Here is a 14098-nt window from a genome sequence, read left to right as displayed (position 1 = left end):
GCTGCCTACCATAATGAATGCCGGTCTGTTGAGAGCGGAGGGGCAGCGAGCCGCTCTTTTCGGAGGATGAACCGCTCTGCTTCGTAAATGCCATTGGCGATCGTTTTCGCCATATTCATGACAAGATGGAGGCGCGTATTTTGCAGGACGAAAAACTCCATAAACCCGCTGACATTGACAACCCCAGTAATATGGGCGTCGCCGACGGGAAGGAGCTGTTTGTTGACCCCAGCCCCAGGGCGGACCGGTCCTTTGGCGATCGTGATGGCGCCGACGCTTTTCAGCCGCCCGAGGCAGGCATCGACCGCGATCATGAACGGATCGTTATGAATTAGTCGAATGGCTTCTACCTTTTCTTCCAAATTAACGGCATGGATCGGTTCTTCGAGTGTTCCGTACACGTGAAAGCGGGTCAGTCGTTTTTCTTTCAACATCGTGCCGACAAGCGGTCCAAGCGAATCGCCGGTCGAGCGGTCCGTGCCGATGCAAACGATAGCGACCGGCTGAACGAGCGGGTCGGGAAGCAGTGAGGCGACCCGCCAGCCGATCGACGACACCGCCCCTTGCTCATCGTAAAACACGCGGTTTCTTTCCTCCTTGGACGAGAAAAATATCGATGGTATGCTCATTCGCTTCACTCCTACTTTCGTTTCAAAAGTATTAACAGTATACGGAAAATAAAAGAATGATATACATTTCATTGTTCGTTTTCTTGCCTTTTCTTCGCGATAACGGGATATCGGGCTACAAATCAGCGGCCGGTCTTGTTAAAATAAAAGCGCAGAACAAGAAAAAAGATTGAGGTGTCGCCAACGTTGAACACGATGGAAAAAACGATGAGCCGATTGTTCGCATTTTTGATAGATGAGAAATTGTGGCTCCAGATCGGAAAAGGGACGCTGAAGATTGTTCTTATCCTACTCATCTGCGCCATCGCGGTGAAAGTGTTGAAAATCGCCGTTCATAACATGTTCAAAGTGCGACAGAAGGCGCCGATCCGCATTTCCGAACGGCGGGAGGCGACGCTCGTTCGGCTGCTCGACAACGTCATTACGTACGTACTATATTTTATTGCGCTCTTGATGATTTTAGATACGTTTGGCGTTCCAGTCAAAGCGTTGCTCGCCGGGGCTGGGGTTGTCGGGCTGGCCGTGGGTTTTGGCGCACAAAGCTTAGTGAAAGACATCATCACTGGATTTTTCATCATTTTTGAAGACCAGTTTGCGGTCGGCGATTATGTGCGCATCGGCAATTTTGAAGGGTATGTTGAAACGATTGGGCTTCGGGTGACGAAAATTAAAAGCTGGACCGGGGAAGTGCACATTTTGCCAAACGGCAGCATCACTCAAGTGACGAACTATTCACTGCACAACAGCCTCGCTGTCGTCGACGTCAGCATCGCCTATGAAGAAGACATTGAAGAGGCGGAGGAAGCCATCCGCGAGCTTCTTCCGCAGCTGCCGGCGAAGTATGAAGACATGGTCGCCCCGCCGGAATTGCTTGGCGTGCAAAATTTAGCCAGCTCGGAAGTCATATTGCGCATCACGTGCGAAACGAAGCCGATGCGCCATCTGGCGGTCGCTCGGGCGATCCGCAAGGAAGTGAAGCTGCTGTTGGACGAACGGGGAATCGAAATCCCATACCCGCGGCTTGTGCTGCATCGCCGCGACGGACAAGAGCAGCCGGAGGCAAAGCCGCAACGGGAGCAATCGTTGTCATAGGGAGGTGGACCGATGGAAGAGAAAGAGTTCGGCCTATACGATATCGTCGAAATGAAAAAGCCGCACCCGTGTGGAACGAACCGTTGGAAAGTGATCCGCTTGGGCGCTGACATCCGCATTAAATGCGAAGGGTGCGCCCATAGCGTTTTGTTGCCGCGCAAAGAGTTTATCCGCAAAATGAAAAAAGTGCTCGTCAAGCATGAAGAATAAGCAAATGAAGCATGGCGGCGGGGCCATGCTCTTTTGTTGCGAAAGGGAGGGAGAAAATGACGGAAACGACGCATGTGACATCATGTCCGCTCAACTGCTGGGACGTATGCGGGCTGAAGGTGACGGTGAACGAGGGGAAAGTCGTACGTGTTGATGGCGACGAACACCATCCCATCACGAAAGGGAACATTTGCGGGCGCGGGCGAATGTTGAAAGAGCGGGTAAACGCCAAAGAACGCCTTCTCTATCCGTTGAAAAAAGTAAACGGGCAGTTCGTTCGCATTTCTTGGGAAGAGGCGCTTGATGACATCGCCGGGAAAATGCGGAAGTTGAAAGAACAATTTGGGCCGACAGCCGTGCTTCACAGCCATGATTACGCCAACAACGGGCTGCTGAAAAATTTGGACAAGCGTTTTTTCAATTGCTATGGCGGTGCGACGGAGCTTGTCGGCAGTCTCTGCTGGGGGTCGGGCATCGAGGCGCAAATGTGGGATTTCGGCAATGCTTACAGCCACGCACCCGAAGATATTGAAAATAGCCGGCACATCGTGATTTGGGGGCGAAACGTCGCCCGGACGAACATGCATTTATTTGAGCGGCTCTTGGCAGCGAAAAGACGAGGCGCAACGATCGTTGTCATCGATCCGCTGTTTGGCTCGACGGCGCGCATCGCCGACCGGTACGTATGCGTGAAACCGGGAATGGACGCATTTTTGGCGATGGGCGTCATGAAAGAATTGCTTCGCCTTGGACTTGAGGATCGCACCTTTATTGAGCAGCATACGCTCGGGTTTGAGGACGTGAAACAAGTATTGGATACGATTTCTCTCTCTGAGATCGAGCGGTGTACGGGCGTCAGCCGGGATCAAATGACGGAGCTGGCTCGTCTTTATGGGGATCGGCCGACCGCAACGTATCTCGGCCTTGGCATGCAGCGCTATGCGAACGGTGGCAATACGATCCGGTGGATTGACGCTCTTGTTGCGGCAAGCGGCAACGTCGGCATTCCCGGCGGAGGGGCGAATTTCGGCAACTTGCAGGTGGGCGAGTGTTTTGATAAAGCCGCATTGACGCTCCCGGAGCGGAAAACGGCCTCGCGTACATGGACGATGATGAAGCAGGCGGAAGAAATATTGAAAGCGGATGATCCGCCCGTCCGCATGGTGATCGTTACATGCGGCAACCCGCTCGCTCAAGTGCCGAACACGAACTTGATGAAAAAAGCGTTCGCTTCCGTCGAAACGGTGGTTGTGTTTGAGCAGTTCATGACCGATACGGCTGCAATGGCTGATTATGTTTTACCGGTAGCGGCTTCGTTTGAAGAGGAAGACGTCTATTGCTCATCGATGTACCATGCGTATATCAACTACGGGCCGAAGCTTGTCGACCCGCCGGGTGAGGCGAAGCCGGACTTGTGGATTTGGACGGAGCTGGCAAAACGGCTCGGGTTTGGGGACGATTTTGCCTATACGCGCGAGCAATTTCTAGCGATGGCGCTCCGCCCGTTGGAACAGTATGGTATTACGCTTGCACGACTGAAGGCAGAACATCGCATCCTTTTACCTGTCGAACCGGTGCCATGGCGCGATCGCTGTTTCCAAACACCGAGCGGCAAATATGAATTCACGTCGTCCGTCGCCAAGCAAAAAGGGATGGACGGCCGGCTGCAAATCATGTATCCGGCCGAATCGGAGGAGGCCAATCCATCATTGGCCGCCAAATATCCGTATCGGTTGTTGACGATCCATCCACTCCGTTCGAATCATTCGCAGCATTATCCGCTCATCCCAGCGCTTCAGACAGTCCGCATTGAGGTAGCGGCTGATGTTGCTGCGGCAAAGGGTCTTGCCGATGGCGACCGGGCGCGTGTTTACAACGACCGCGGATCGCTCGTGGGAACGGTCAAGGTGCTTGACCGGGCCTACCCAGGTACGGTGAACATCGACGAGGGGCAGTGGGGGGCATTCGGCGGACCGGTCAATGTGCTCACGTCCGATTTGGAGTCGGATAACGGCTGCGGCAGCACGCTGTACGACTGTTTGGTCAATATTGAAAAAGTCACGTCGGAAGCAAAGTAAGCGGTTCAAAGTTGCTTCGGATCAGTAGAAAAAAGATATTGTCGACGACAAAATGCGGTTCAAGGCTGTTGATCCGAAAAGGATGATTTTGGCATCCAAGGGTTGGAAAAAGGGTGCAAACTCCTGCCTTTTTTGAAGCGGGTGGGAGAGGAAGCATTCCCCGCTTGCAGCGTGCTTGTCATTTTCCGCGCCAGCCCATATAATGAGGGAAGATGTGAACGGGAAAGAGGAGTGGAACGAATGGGATTGACAGCAGGAATCGTCGGATTGCCGAACGTCGGCAAATCGACGTTGTTTAACGCCATTACAAAAGCAGGTGCTGAGTCAGCCAACTATCCGTTTTGCACGATTGAGCCGAACGTCGGTGTCGTCGAAGTGCCCGATGAGCGGCTCGATGTATTGACGGAAATGTTTCGGCCGAAGCGGACGGTGCCGACCGTTTTTGAATTTACCGATATCGCCGGCATCGTCAAAGGGGCGAGCAAAGGAGAGGGGCTTGGCAACAAGTTTTTGTCGCACATCCGCCAAGTCGATGCGATTTGCCAAGTCGTCCGCTGCTTCAGCGACGAAAACATCACTCACGTCGCCGGCCAAGTCGACCCGCTCGCCGATATCGAAACGATCAATTTGGAGCTCGTGTTGGCCGATTTAGAGACGGTTGACAAACGAATCGAGCGGGTCGGCAAAATCGCCAAGCAAAAGGATAAAGAGGCGGCGTTTGAATACGACATTTTGCGGCAGTTGAAGGAGACGCTCGAAGCCGGCAAGCCGGCGCGCACGCTCGAGTTCACTGATGAAGAGATGAAAGTCGTCAAGCAGCTGCATTTGTTGACGATAAAGCCGATGCTTTACGTCGCCAATGTCGGCGAGGAAGATGTCGCCGACCCTAGCAGCAATCCCTTTGTCAAGGATGTGCGCGAGTTTGCGAAGCGCGACAATGCGGAAGTCATCGTCGTCTGCGCTAAAATTGAAGAGGAAATCGCGGAGTTCAGCGATGAGGAAAAACGGCAGTTTTTGCAGGAACTCGGCATTGAGCAGTCCGGCCTTGACCAGCTCATCCGCGCTGCTTACAGCTTGCTCGGATTGGCGACGTTTTTCACCGCCGGCGAGCAGGAGGTGCGGGCGTGGACGTTCCGCAAAGGGATGAAAGCGCCGCAATGCGCCGGCATTATCCATTCCGACTTTGAGCGCGGGTTTATTCGCGCGGAAACGGTGTCGTACGATGACCTTGTCGCGGCTGGATCGATGGCGGCGGCGCGCGAAGCCGGAAAAGTGCGCTTGGAGGGAAAAGACTATGAAGTGCAAGACGGCGACATTATGCATTTCCGGTTCAACGTGTAACCATCGGTTCGAGGGCGGGGTGGATGCAGCAGGTCACGGCGTGGGGCCGTTTTTGGCTTATCCGCACGGATGGAAGATGTTTGCTCCGACGGAGTGCGGCAAACTGCCTTGCTTATCGTTGTCGGTCATGATATAATCAACAAATGTGAGTAATGGTGATTGCTCCTTGCCCTTCGAACGGAAGGGCCGCTTAGACCAAAAGGAGGTGACGAGCGTGAGAAAGTACGAAATCATGTACATCATCCGCCCGAACATGGACGATGAAGCGAGACAAGCTCTCGTGGAACGGTTCAACAATGTGTTGAAAGAAAACGGCGCGGAGATTACGAACGTGACGGATTGGGGCAAGCGCCGCTTAGCCTATGAAATTCAAAAATACCGCGACGGCTATTACATGATCGTCAATGTCGTATCGGAGCCGAAAGCGGTGCAAGAATTCGACCGCTTAGCGCGCATCAGCGAAGACATCATCCGTCATATCGTCGTCAAAGAAGAAGAATAATCTTTTCGATAGGATGAAGAGGTGGTTCTGATGATTAACCGCGTCATTTTGGTCGGCAGGTTAACGAGAGATCCGGAGTTGCGCTACACTCCAAGCGGAGTGGCTGTTGCCACGTTTACGCTCGCGGTCAACCGTCCGTTTACAAACCAGCAGGGCGAGCGAGAAACGGATTTTATCCAGTGTGTCGTTTGGCGCCGCCAGGCGGAAAACGTCGCCAACTTTTTGAAAAAGGGGAGCTTGGCTGGCGTCGATGGCCGACTGCAAACCCGCAGCTATGAAAATCAAGAAGGTCGGCGCGTGTATGTGACGGAAGTGGTGGCTGATAGCGTCCAATTTCTTGAGCCGAAAGGAACGAGCGAGCAGCGAGGGGCAACAGCAGGCGGCTACTATGGGGATCCATTCCCATTCGGACAAGATCAGAACCACCGATATCCGAATGAAAAAGGGGTTGGCCGCATCGATGACGATCCTTTCGCCAATGACGGCCAGCCGATCGATATTTCTGATGATGATTTGCCGTTTTAAATAAACAGGTCGCTTGAAGCCCCCTGCCTCTAAGCAACGTGCAGGCAGCGGGCCATTCCACCGATGAGGAAACGACGGCAATGGAAAGGAGGAAACAAGCATGGCAGGACGGAAAGGCGGACGCGGCAAACGCCGCAAAGTATGTTACTTCACGGCGAACAACATTACGCATATCGACTACAAAGACGTCGATTTGCTGAAAAAGTTCATTTCCGAACGCGGCAAAATTTTGCCGCGCCGTGTAACGGGAACGAGCGCGAAATATCAGCGCAAATTGACGGTCGCGATCAAACGCGCGCGCCAAATGGCGCTTCTGCCGTACGTTGCGGACGAGTGAGCCGAAAGCAAGCAGTAAGGGGGGATCCTTACTGCTTTTTTTATCTCCTCTGACCGAGCGGACTCCCACTCTCAAGCAGGGCGAAAGTGGGGAAGGAGGTCAAATCACCAAAAAAACAAAGAAAGGGGAACGTTCATTGCGAAAAACGCACGCCCTCACCGAAGCGGCGATTGAGCTCGCGCTGTTTGCCGTTTTGTTTTTGCTTGCGCTGTACGCGCCGGTCATTGGGATTGTCGCCGCTTTGTTTTTAGCGCTTCCGTTTATGGTGTTTACGATGCGAAACGGTCTTGCTCCCGCTGTTTTGCTGCTGGCGGCGGCCCTTGTCATCTCCGGTTTGATCGGCTCGCTTTTGTCACTGCCGATGGCGCTCATGTTTGGCACCGTTGGCATGGCGGTCGGCGCAATGCTTTCGAAACAGAAAAACCGTTATCTTGTTCTTCTTGTCGGCGCGCTTGTATTTTTGGTGAATATCGTGCTTGATTACATCATCTCGATTCAATTTTTGCACGTCGATATGATCCAAGATACGCTTGCGCTCGTGCGAGAATCGTTTGACACGGCAATGAATCTAATGAAGGGAATGGGCCAAGCGCCGCCTTTGGAGATGAAAAGGCAGTTCGAACAAGGGCTGAAGCTGATCGGCTATATGGTTCCGACGCTGTTTGTCATCGCTTCGTTTGCGCTGGCGTACGCGACGATCATCGTCTCGCTGCCGGTGATGAAGAGGCTGAAGCTGCCGGTCGGCTCATGGCCGCCGTTTCGCGAGTTGACGTGGCCGAAAACCGTATTGTGGGTGTATGTCCTTGTGCTCCTTCTCTCCTTGTTCCCGTTCAAAGAAGGATCGTTTGCTTATATCGCCGTGTTGAACTTATCCTATGTATTGCAGCTGGCGATGATCGTGCAAGGATTTTCGTTTCTTTACTACGCCGCTTACAAAAAAGGGATTGGCAAAGGTGTGGTGGCGGCAGGGACGGTCATTTGCTTATTCCTGCCTTTTCTACTTTATCTTGTGGCGATATTCGGTATAATTGATTTAGGATTTGATTTGCGCCGCCGCATATTATAATTGGATAAGGTGAGCCATTTCTTCAGTGTAGGAGCTGACTTGAATGTCCCATTTTTATGAAAGGAAAGCGTATCGCTATCCGTTATATGCGTTAGCCGCCCTGGCGGTGCTTATGGCGATCGTCTTGTTTTACTTCCAATGGCTGCTCGGCCTCGTCGCCCTTCTTGGCGTCGGGTTTGTGCTTTATTATGTCATTGGGGCGCAACGCTCCTTGCATAAAGAGTTGGAGCACTATATTTCCAATTTGTCGCACCGGGTGAAAAAAGTAGGCGAGGAAGCGTTGATGCAAATGCCGATCGGCATTATGCTCATCGATGAAGGGGGAGAAATCGAGTGGTCGAACCGTTTTTTGGCCGCCTACTTTAAGGAACAGACGCTTGTCGGCCGCTCTCTCGCCGAACTTTCCGAATCGTTGGCCGCTTTTGTGAAAACGGGAAAAACGGACGAAGAGATCGTCGAATTGAACGGAAAGCAGCTGAAAGTGGTCATTCGCCGCCCTGAACGGCTTCTTTACTTTTTCGATGTTACTGAGCATTTGGAATTGAAGCGGCAGTACGAAGCGGAACGGCTGGTGCTCGCCATTATTTTTCTTGACAATTATGACGAAATTACGCAAGGGATGGACGATCAGGCAAAAAGCCAACTAAACAGCCTCGTCACTTCCGTGTTGAACCGGTGGGCGAACGACTATGGCATTTTTTTGAAGCGGACGTCATCCGACCGATTTATTGCCGTATTGAACGAAAATATTCTTGGGCGGCTCGAGAAAAACAAATTTTCCATTCTCGACGAAGTGCGCGAGCAGACGGCAAAGCATCATGCCCAGCTGACGCTAAGCATCGGCATTGGCGCCGGCGTGTCCCCGCTCCCGGAGCTCGGGGCGCTCGCCCAATCGAGCTTGGACTTAGCGTTGGGGCGCGGGGGCGATCAAGTCGCGATTAAGCAAGGAAATGGAAAAGTGAAGTTTTACGGCGGCAAAACGAACCCGATGGAAAAGCGGACGCGCGTCCGCGCCCGCGTCATTTCCCATGCGCTTCGCGAACTGATTGCAGGAAGCGACAAAGTGCTCATCATGGGGCATAAATATCCCGATATGGACGCCATGGGAGCGGCTATCGGCGTTTTAAAAGTCGTCCAGTCGAACCAAAAGGAAGGGTTTATCGTTATCGATCCGGCAAGAACCGACGCCGGGGCGCAACGGTTGCTTGAGGAAATGAAAAAACATGCTGAATTATGGTCAAGATGCCTAAAGCCAGAGCAGGCGCTTGAGCTCGTCACCGAGGATACGCTTTTGATCGTCGTCGATACGCATCGTCCGTCGCTCGTCATTGAAGAGCGGCTATTGTATCGCACCGACCATATCGTCGTCATTGATCACCATCGCCGCGGCGAAGAGTTCATTGAGGCGCCGATTCTCGTCTATATGGAGCCTTATGCTTCTTCGACATCGGAACTCGTCACCGAGCTGTTAGAGTACCAACCGAAACGGATGAAGCTGACGATGCTCGAAGCGACCGCCTTGCTTGCCGGCATCGTCGTCGACACGAAAAGCTTTACGCTCCGCACCGGCTCGCGGACGTTCGACGCTGCGTCATACTTGCGCGCCCAAGGAGCGGATACGGTGCTTGTGCAAAAATTGCTGCGGGAAAGCATCGCCAACTACGTCAAACGGGCGAAATTGATCGAGCGGGCGGTGATCGATGAGCATGGCATCGCCATCGCTAGAGGGGGCGAGAACGAGGTGCACGACCAAGTGTTGATTGCACAAACAGCCGATACGCTTCTCACTTTAAGCGGCGTCGTTGCTTCGTTCGTCATTTCCAAGCGGGCTGATGGAACGATCGGCATCAGCGCCCGTTCGCTCGGCGATGTCAACGTGCAAGTCATTATGGAACGGCTTGGCGGCGGCGGGCATTTGACGAACGCCGCCGCCCAGCTGTCTCAAGTGACGGTTGAAGAGGCGGAACGGCAGCTGCGTGAAGCCATTCATGACTATTTCGAGGGGGGGAAGCCATCATGAAAGTCATTTTTTTAAAAGATGTGAAAGGAAAAGGAAAAAAAGGGGAAATCAAAGACGTCGCCGACGGCTACGCAAACAACTTTTTGTTCAAACAAGGGCTCGCCATTGAAGCAACGCCGGCCAACATCAAGGCGCTCGAAGCGCAAAAACAAAAAGAGCAGCGTCAAGCGGCAGAAGAGTTGGCGAACGCGAAAAGACTGAAAGAAGAGCTCGAGAAGCTGACGGTGGAAATTCCAGCGAAAGCCGGCGAGGGCGGCCGTTTGTTTGGTTCGATCACGAGCAAGCAAATCGCTGAGGCGCTTCAGGCCCAGCACGGCTTGAAGCTTGACAAACGGAAAATCGAGCTTGCTGATGCCATTCGCTCCCTCGGATATACGAACGTGCCGGTGAAGCTCCATCCGGAAGTGACAGCGACCTTAAAAGTGCACGTCAAGGAACAAAAATAACGGTAGCGACGATGCCCCCGCCCGCTATGGCGGGGGCATTATCGACGGAAATGAAACGGGGGAAAAGGCGGTGAGACGATGAGTGAACTTTTTTCAGAACGAATTCCTCCGCAAAGCATTGAAGCCGAGCAGGCCGTGCTTGGCGCTGTGTTTTTGGATCCCACTGCGCTGACGCTCGCCTCGGAACGATTAATTCCCGAAGACTTTTACCGTGCGGCCCATCAAAAAATTTTCCACGCCATGCTTCGCGTCGCTGATAAAGGCGAGCCGGTCGATTTAGTGACGGTGACGGCGGAACTGGCCGCTTTGGAGCAGCTGGAGGAAGTTGGCGGTGTCTCCTACTTAAGCGAGCTTGCCGATTCTGTGCCGACAGCGGCCAACGTCGAATACTACGCCCGCATTGTTGAAGAAAAATCATTGCTTCGCCGCCTCATTCGCACGGCGGCATCGATTGCCCAAGATGGCTATACAAGGGAAGATGAAATTGACGTTTTGCTCGATGAAGCGGAACGGAAAATTATGGAGGTTTCCCAACGGAAACATTCAGGCGCCTTTAAAAATATTAAAGATGTTCTTGTACAGACGTATGACAACATTGAGATGCTCCATAACCGGAACGGGGACATCACCGGCATCCCGACCGGATTCACTGAACTCGACCGGATGACGTCCGGATTTCAGCGCAGCGACTTGATTATCGTCGCCGCCCGCCCGTCGGTCGGGAAGACGGCATTCGCGTTAAACATCGCCCAAAATGTGGCGACGAAGACGAACGAAAATGTCGCTATTTTCAGCTTGGAAATGAGCGCCCAGCAGCTTGTGATGCGGATGCTTTGCGCCGAAGGCAACATCAACGCCCAAAACTTGCGCACTGGCAAGCTGACGCCGGAAGATTGGGGAAAGCTGACGATGGCGATGGGTAGTTTGTCAAACGCCGGCATTTATATTGATGATACGCCGAGCATCCGCGTCAGCGATATTCGCGCCAAATGCCGCCGCTTGAAACAGGAAAGCGGCCTCGGCATGGTGGTGATCGATTATTTGCAGCTCATTCAAGGAAGCGGGCGCAACCGGGAAAACCGCCAGCAGGAAGTGTCGGAAATCTCCCGTTCGTTAAAGGCGCTCGCCCGTGAGCTCGAAGTGCCGGTCATCGCTTTGTCACAGCTGTCCCGCAGCGTTGAGCAGCGCCAGGACAAGCGGCCGATGATGTCCGATCTTCGCGAATCGGGGAGCATTGAGCAAGACGCTGATATCGTCGCCTTTTTGTATCGCGACGACTACTACAACAAAGATTCCGAGAACAAAAACATCATCGAAATCATTATCGCCAAACAGCGGAACGGCCCGGTCGGGACGGTGCAGCTCGCCTTTATTAAAGAGTACAATAAATTCGTCAACTTAGAGCGCCGCTTCGATGAGGCGCAAATTCCGCCGGGGGCGTAAGACGGACCGCGCTGCCGGCGGCGAGCGCCTTTTTGTTCTTTTGGCCTTTGACTATTTCCCCGTTTACACCCGCGGCGTTGAAGAGGGAGCCTTCCTGATCATTAATAAACGAATAAAAAAGACGATATTTCCTTTTAATGTTCGTGTTTCATTGACTTTATGGCTGAAAACTGGTACACTGACAATGTTTAGACCGAGGAAACTGGAGGTGCTCGCCATGTCGTCAGTCGTTGTTGTCGGCACGCAATGGGGCGATGAAGGGAAAGGGAAAATTACGGACTTTTTATCGGAAAATGCGGAAGTGATTGCCCGGTATCAAGGGGGAAACAACGCTGGACACACGATCGTGTTCAACGGGGAAAAGTATAAGCTGCACTTGATCCCATCGGGCATTTTTTATAAAGATAAAATTTGCGTCATCGGCAATGGGATGGTCGTCGACCCGAAGGCGCTCGTTGCGGAGCTTTCGTATTTGCACGAGCGCGGCATTTCGACCGACAATTTGCGCATCAGCAACCGCGCTCATGTCATTTTGCCGTATCATTTGAAATTGGACGAGCTTGAGGAAGAGCGGAAAGGGGCAAACAAAATCGGCACGACAAAAAAAGGAATCGGGCCGGCGTACATGGACAAGGCGGCGCGCATCGGCATCCGCATCGTTGATTTGCTTGACCGCGACGTGTTTGCCGAAAAGCTGGAGCGCAACTTGAGGGAGAAAAATACGTTGTTTGAAAAAGTGTACGGGGTCGAAGGCTTCCGGTTGGAGGACATTTTTGAGGAGTATTACGAGTACGGCCAGCAAATCGCCAAATATGTCTGCGACACATCGGTCGTATTGAACAATGCGCTCGATGAAGGGCGCCGCGTCTTGTTCGAAGGAGCGCAAGGCGTCATGCTTGACATTGACCAAGGAACGTATCCGTTTGTCACGTCGTCGAATCCAGTCGCTGGCGGGGTAACGATCGGTGCCGGTGTCGGGCCGACAAAAATCAAACATGTCGTCGGGGTGGCGAAAGCATATACGACGCGCGTCGGCGACGGGCCGTTCCCGACAGAGCTGCACGATGAAATCGGCGATCGCATTCGCGAAGTCGGCCGCGAGTATGGGACGACGACCGGCCGTCCGCGCCGCGTCGGCTGGTTTGACAGCGTTGTTGTCCGTCATGCCCGCCGGGTGAGCGGCATTACGGACTTGTCGCTTAACTCGATCGACGTGTTGACCGGCATTGAAACGTTGAAAATTTGCGTCGCCTATCGCTACCGCGGCCAAGTGCTCGAAGAGTTTCCAGCTAGCTTGAAAGTGTTGGCCGAATGCGAGCCGATCTATGAAGAACTTCCTGGCTGGACGGAAGATATCACCGGGGTGAAAAGTCTAGACGAGCTGCCGGCAAACGCCCGCCATTACGTCGAGCGCATTTCCCAGCTCACCGGCATTCCGCTTTCGATTTTCTCCGTCGGCCCGGACCGTTCGCAAACGAACGTTGTCCGCAGCGTCTACGCGTAAGCGGCGATAGTAGACGGTGACAGGCGGCGTATAAACAAAGCAAACTACAGGCATAGATGCACGCGCGTCTATGCTTTTTTTCTTTGATAGGCTCCTCAAAATGGCAATCGGCAAAGGATGATTTCATGTTCATAACATGGTAAATTAGTAATGATAGGATTCCATCGCAAAAGGAAGGATGTGAGCGAGATGGAAAAACGCATTTTAGTCGTTGATGATGAAAAACCGATTGCCGATATTTTGCAATTTAATTTGCAAAAAGAAGGATATGAAGTCATTTGCGCCTACGACGGCGAAGAAGCGCTGCAAAAAGTCGAAGAAACGATGCCGGACTTGATTTTATTGGATATTATGTTGCCGTTAAAAGACGGCATGGAAGTATGCCGCGAAGTGCGGAAAAAGTATGATATGCCGATCATTATGCTGACGGCGAAAGATTCCGAGATTGATAAAGTGCTTGGGTTGGAGCTCGGTGCGGACGATTATGTGACAAAGCCGTTCAGCACGCGCGAGCTGCTGGCGCGGGTGAAGGCAAACTTGCGCCGCCATGCGCAAACGGCCAACCAAGAAGAAGGAGAAAACGAAACAAATGAAATCGTCATTGGCCCGCTCGTCATCCGTCCGGACGCGTATGTCGTGCAAAAGCGGGGGGAAACAATTGAACTGACCCACCGCGAATTTGAACTGCTTCATTACTTGGCGAAGCATATCGGCCAAGTGATGACGCGCGAGCATTTGTTGCAAACCGTCTGGGGCTACGATTACTATGGCGATGTGCGCACCGTGGACGTGACGGTAAGACGTCTGCGTGAAAAAATTGAGGACAACCCTTCCCACCCGAATTGGATCGTCACAAGGCGGGGCGTCGGCTATTACTTGCGCAATCCGGAACAGGAGTCATGAGC

The 14098-nt window shown here is 52.9% G+C and carries 14 protein-coding genes; 13 read left to right on the top strand and 1 reads right to left on the bottom strand.

Annotation, left to right across the window (positions count from 1 at the left end):
* Nucleotides 1–5: 5 nt before the first annotated feature.
* Entirely contained in the window at nucleotides 6–629 is a 624-nt protein-coding gene (gene yyaC, locus BRO54_RS01730; RefSeq protein ID WP_074042937.1) for a spore protease YyaC, read from the bottom strand.
* A gap of 186 nt (nucleotides 630–815) precedes the next feature.
* On the opposite strand from yyaC, the gene BRO54_RS01725 reads away from it, so the two are divergent.
* The 13 genes from BRO54_RS01725 to yycF all read left to right on the top strand — a co-directional run bounded on the left by BRO54_RS01725 (nucleotide 816) and on the right by yycF (nucleotide 14096).
* Complete coding sequence (locus BRO54_RS01725) at nucleotides 816–1721, top strand: mechanosensitive ion channel family protein (protein ID WP_074042936.1); 906 nt, start codon at nucleotides 816–818, stop codon at nucleotides 1719–1721.
* 12 nt (nucleotides 1722–1733) lie between these two features.
* Nucleotides 1734–1931: a DUF951 domain-containing protein gene (locus BRO54_RS01720; protein ID WP_074042935.1), complete on the top strand. Its 198-nt coding sequence runs from the start codon at nucleotides 1734–1736 to the stop codon at nucleotides 1929–1931.
* A 56-nt stretch (nucleotides 1932–1987) separates the two neighbouring features.
* Nucleotides 1988–4009 (top strand): molybdopterin-dependent oxidoreductase, encoded by a 2022-nt coding sequence (locus BRO54_RS01715; protein WP_074042934.1) that lies wholly within the window; start codon nucleotides 1988–1990, stop codon nucleotides 4007–4009.
* 240 nt (nucleotides 4010–4249) lie between these two features.
* Complete coding sequence (gene ychF, locus BRO54_RS01710) at nucleotides 4250–5350, top strand: redox-regulated ATPase YchF (RefSeq protein WP_074042933.1); 1101 nt, start codon at nucleotides 4250–4252, stop codon at nucleotides 5348–5350.
* A gap of 214 nt (nucleotides 5351–5564) precedes the next feature.
* Nucleotides 5565–5852, top strand: a complete 288-nt coding sequence (gene rpsF, locus BRO54_RS01705) for a 30S ribosomal protein S6 (RefSeq protein WP_011232945.1) — start codon at nucleotides 5565–5567, stop codon at nucleotides 5850–5852.
* Between the two features lie 30 nt (nucleotides 5853–5882).
* A complete protein-coding gene (gene ssb / locus BRO54_RS01700; RefSeq protein WP_074042932.1) occupies nucleotides 5883–6377 on the top strand; it encodes a single-stranded DNA-binding protein in 495 nt (164 codons plus the stop codon).
* Between the two features lie 100 nt (nucleotides 6378–6477).
* Entirely contained in the window at nucleotides 6478–6714 is a 237-nt protein-coding gene (gene rpsR / locus BRO54_RS01695) for a 30S ribosomal protein S18 (protein ID WP_008880812.1), read from the top strand.
* Nucleotides 6715–6850: 136 nt separating this feature from the next.
* On the top strand, nucleotides 6851–7780 hold the full coding sequence (locus BRO54_RS01690) for a YybS family protein (RefSeq protein WP_074042931.1): 930 nt from the start codon (nucleotides 6851–6853) through the stop codon (nucleotides 7778–7780).
* 43 nt (nucleotides 7781–7823) lie between these two features.
* Complete coding sequence (locus BRO54_RS01685; RefSeq protein WP_074042930.1) at nucleotides 7824–9800, top strand: DHH family phosphoesterase; 1977 nt, start codon at nucleotides 7824–7826, stop codon at nucleotides 9798–9800.
* A complete protein-coding gene (gene rplI, locus BRO54_RS01680; RefSeq protein WP_074042929.1) occupies nucleotides 9797–10246 on the top strand; it encodes a 50S ribosomal protein L9 in 450 nt (149 codons plus the stop codon). The genes BRO54_RS01685 and rplI overlap by 4 nt, the downstream gene beginning before the upstream one ends.
* Before the next feature lie 78 nt (nucleotides 10247–10324).
* Nucleotides 10325–11689: a replicative DNA helicase gene (gene dnaB, locus BRO54_RS01675; protein ID WP_074042928.1), complete on the top strand. Its 1365-nt coding sequence runs from the start codon at nucleotides 10325–10327 to the stop codon at nucleotides 11687–11689.
* Nucleotides 11690–11906: 217 nt separating this feature from the next.
* Nucleotides 11907–13193 carry an adenylosuccinate synthase gene (locus tag BRO54_RS01670; protein ID WP_074042927.1) on the top strand — a complete coding sequence of 429 codons (1287 nt, stop codon included), beginning with the start codon at nucleotides 11907–11909 and terminating at the stop codon, nucleotides 13191–13193.
* A gap of 189 nt (nucleotides 13194–13382) precedes the next feature.
* The gene (gene yycF, locus BRO54_RS01665; RefSeq protein WP_011232938.1) at nucleotides 13383–14096 is read left to right on the top strand and encodes a response regulator YycF; all 714 of its coding nucleotides are present in this window, start codon (nucleotides 13383–13385) and stop codon (nucleotides 14094–14096) included.
* Nucleotides 14097–14098: the final 2 nt, after the last annotated feature.

Source organism: Geobacillus proteiniphilus (assembly GCF_001908025.1).
GTDB classification, from domain to species: domain Bacteria; phylum Bacillota; class Bacilli; order Bacillales; family Anoxybacillaceae; genus Geobacillus; species Geobacillus proteiniphilus.
Note: the sequence above shows the minus strand (reverse complement) of the source record. Positions and strands in the feature narration are given on the sequence as shown.

Bases quoted from the DNA above. Each gene is read 5' to 3' on its own strand.
- yyaC (WP_074042937.1), bottom strand. From the start codon at position 629: ATGAGCATACCATCGATATTTTTCTCGTCCAAGGAGGAAAGAAACCGC.
- BRO54_RS01720 (WP_074042935.1), top strand. From the start codon at position 1,734: ATGGAAGAGAAAGAGTTCGGCCTATACGATATCGTCGAAATGAAAAAG.
- BRO54_RS01715 (WP_074042934.1), top strand. From the start codon at position 1,988: ATGACGGAAACGACGCATGTGACATCATGTCCGCTCAACTGCTGGGAC.
- ychF (WP_074042933.1), top strand. From the start codon at position 4,250: ATGGGATTGACAGCAGGAATCGTCGGATTGCCGAACGTCGGCAAATCG.
- ssb (WP_074042932.1), top strand. From the start codon at position 5,883: ATGATTAACCGCGTCATTTTGGTCGGCAGGTTAACGAGAGATCCGGAG.
- rpsR (WP_008880812.1), top strand. From the start codon at position 6,478: ATGGCAGGACGGAAAGGCGGACGCGGCAAACGCCGCAAAGTATGTTAC.
- BRO54_RS01685 (WP_074042930.1), top strand. From the start codon at position 7,824: ATGTCCCATTTTTATGAAAGGAAAGCGTATCGCTATCCGTTATATGCG.
- rplI (WP_074042929.1), top strand. From the start codon at position 9,797: ATGAAAGTCATTTTTTTAAAAGATGTGAAAGGAAAAGGAAAAAAAGGG.
- dnaB (WP_074042928.1), top strand. From the start codon at position 10,325: ATGAGTGAACTTTTTTCAGAACGAATTCCTCCGCAAAGCATTGAAGCC.
- BRO54_RS01670 (WP_074042927.1), top strand. From the start codon at position 11,907: ATGTCGTCAGTCGTTGTTGTCGGCACGCAATGGGGCGATGAAGGGAAA.
- yycF (WP_011232938.1), top strand. From the start codon at position 13,383: ATGGAAAAACGCATTTTAGTCGTTGATGATGAAAAACCGATTGCCGAT.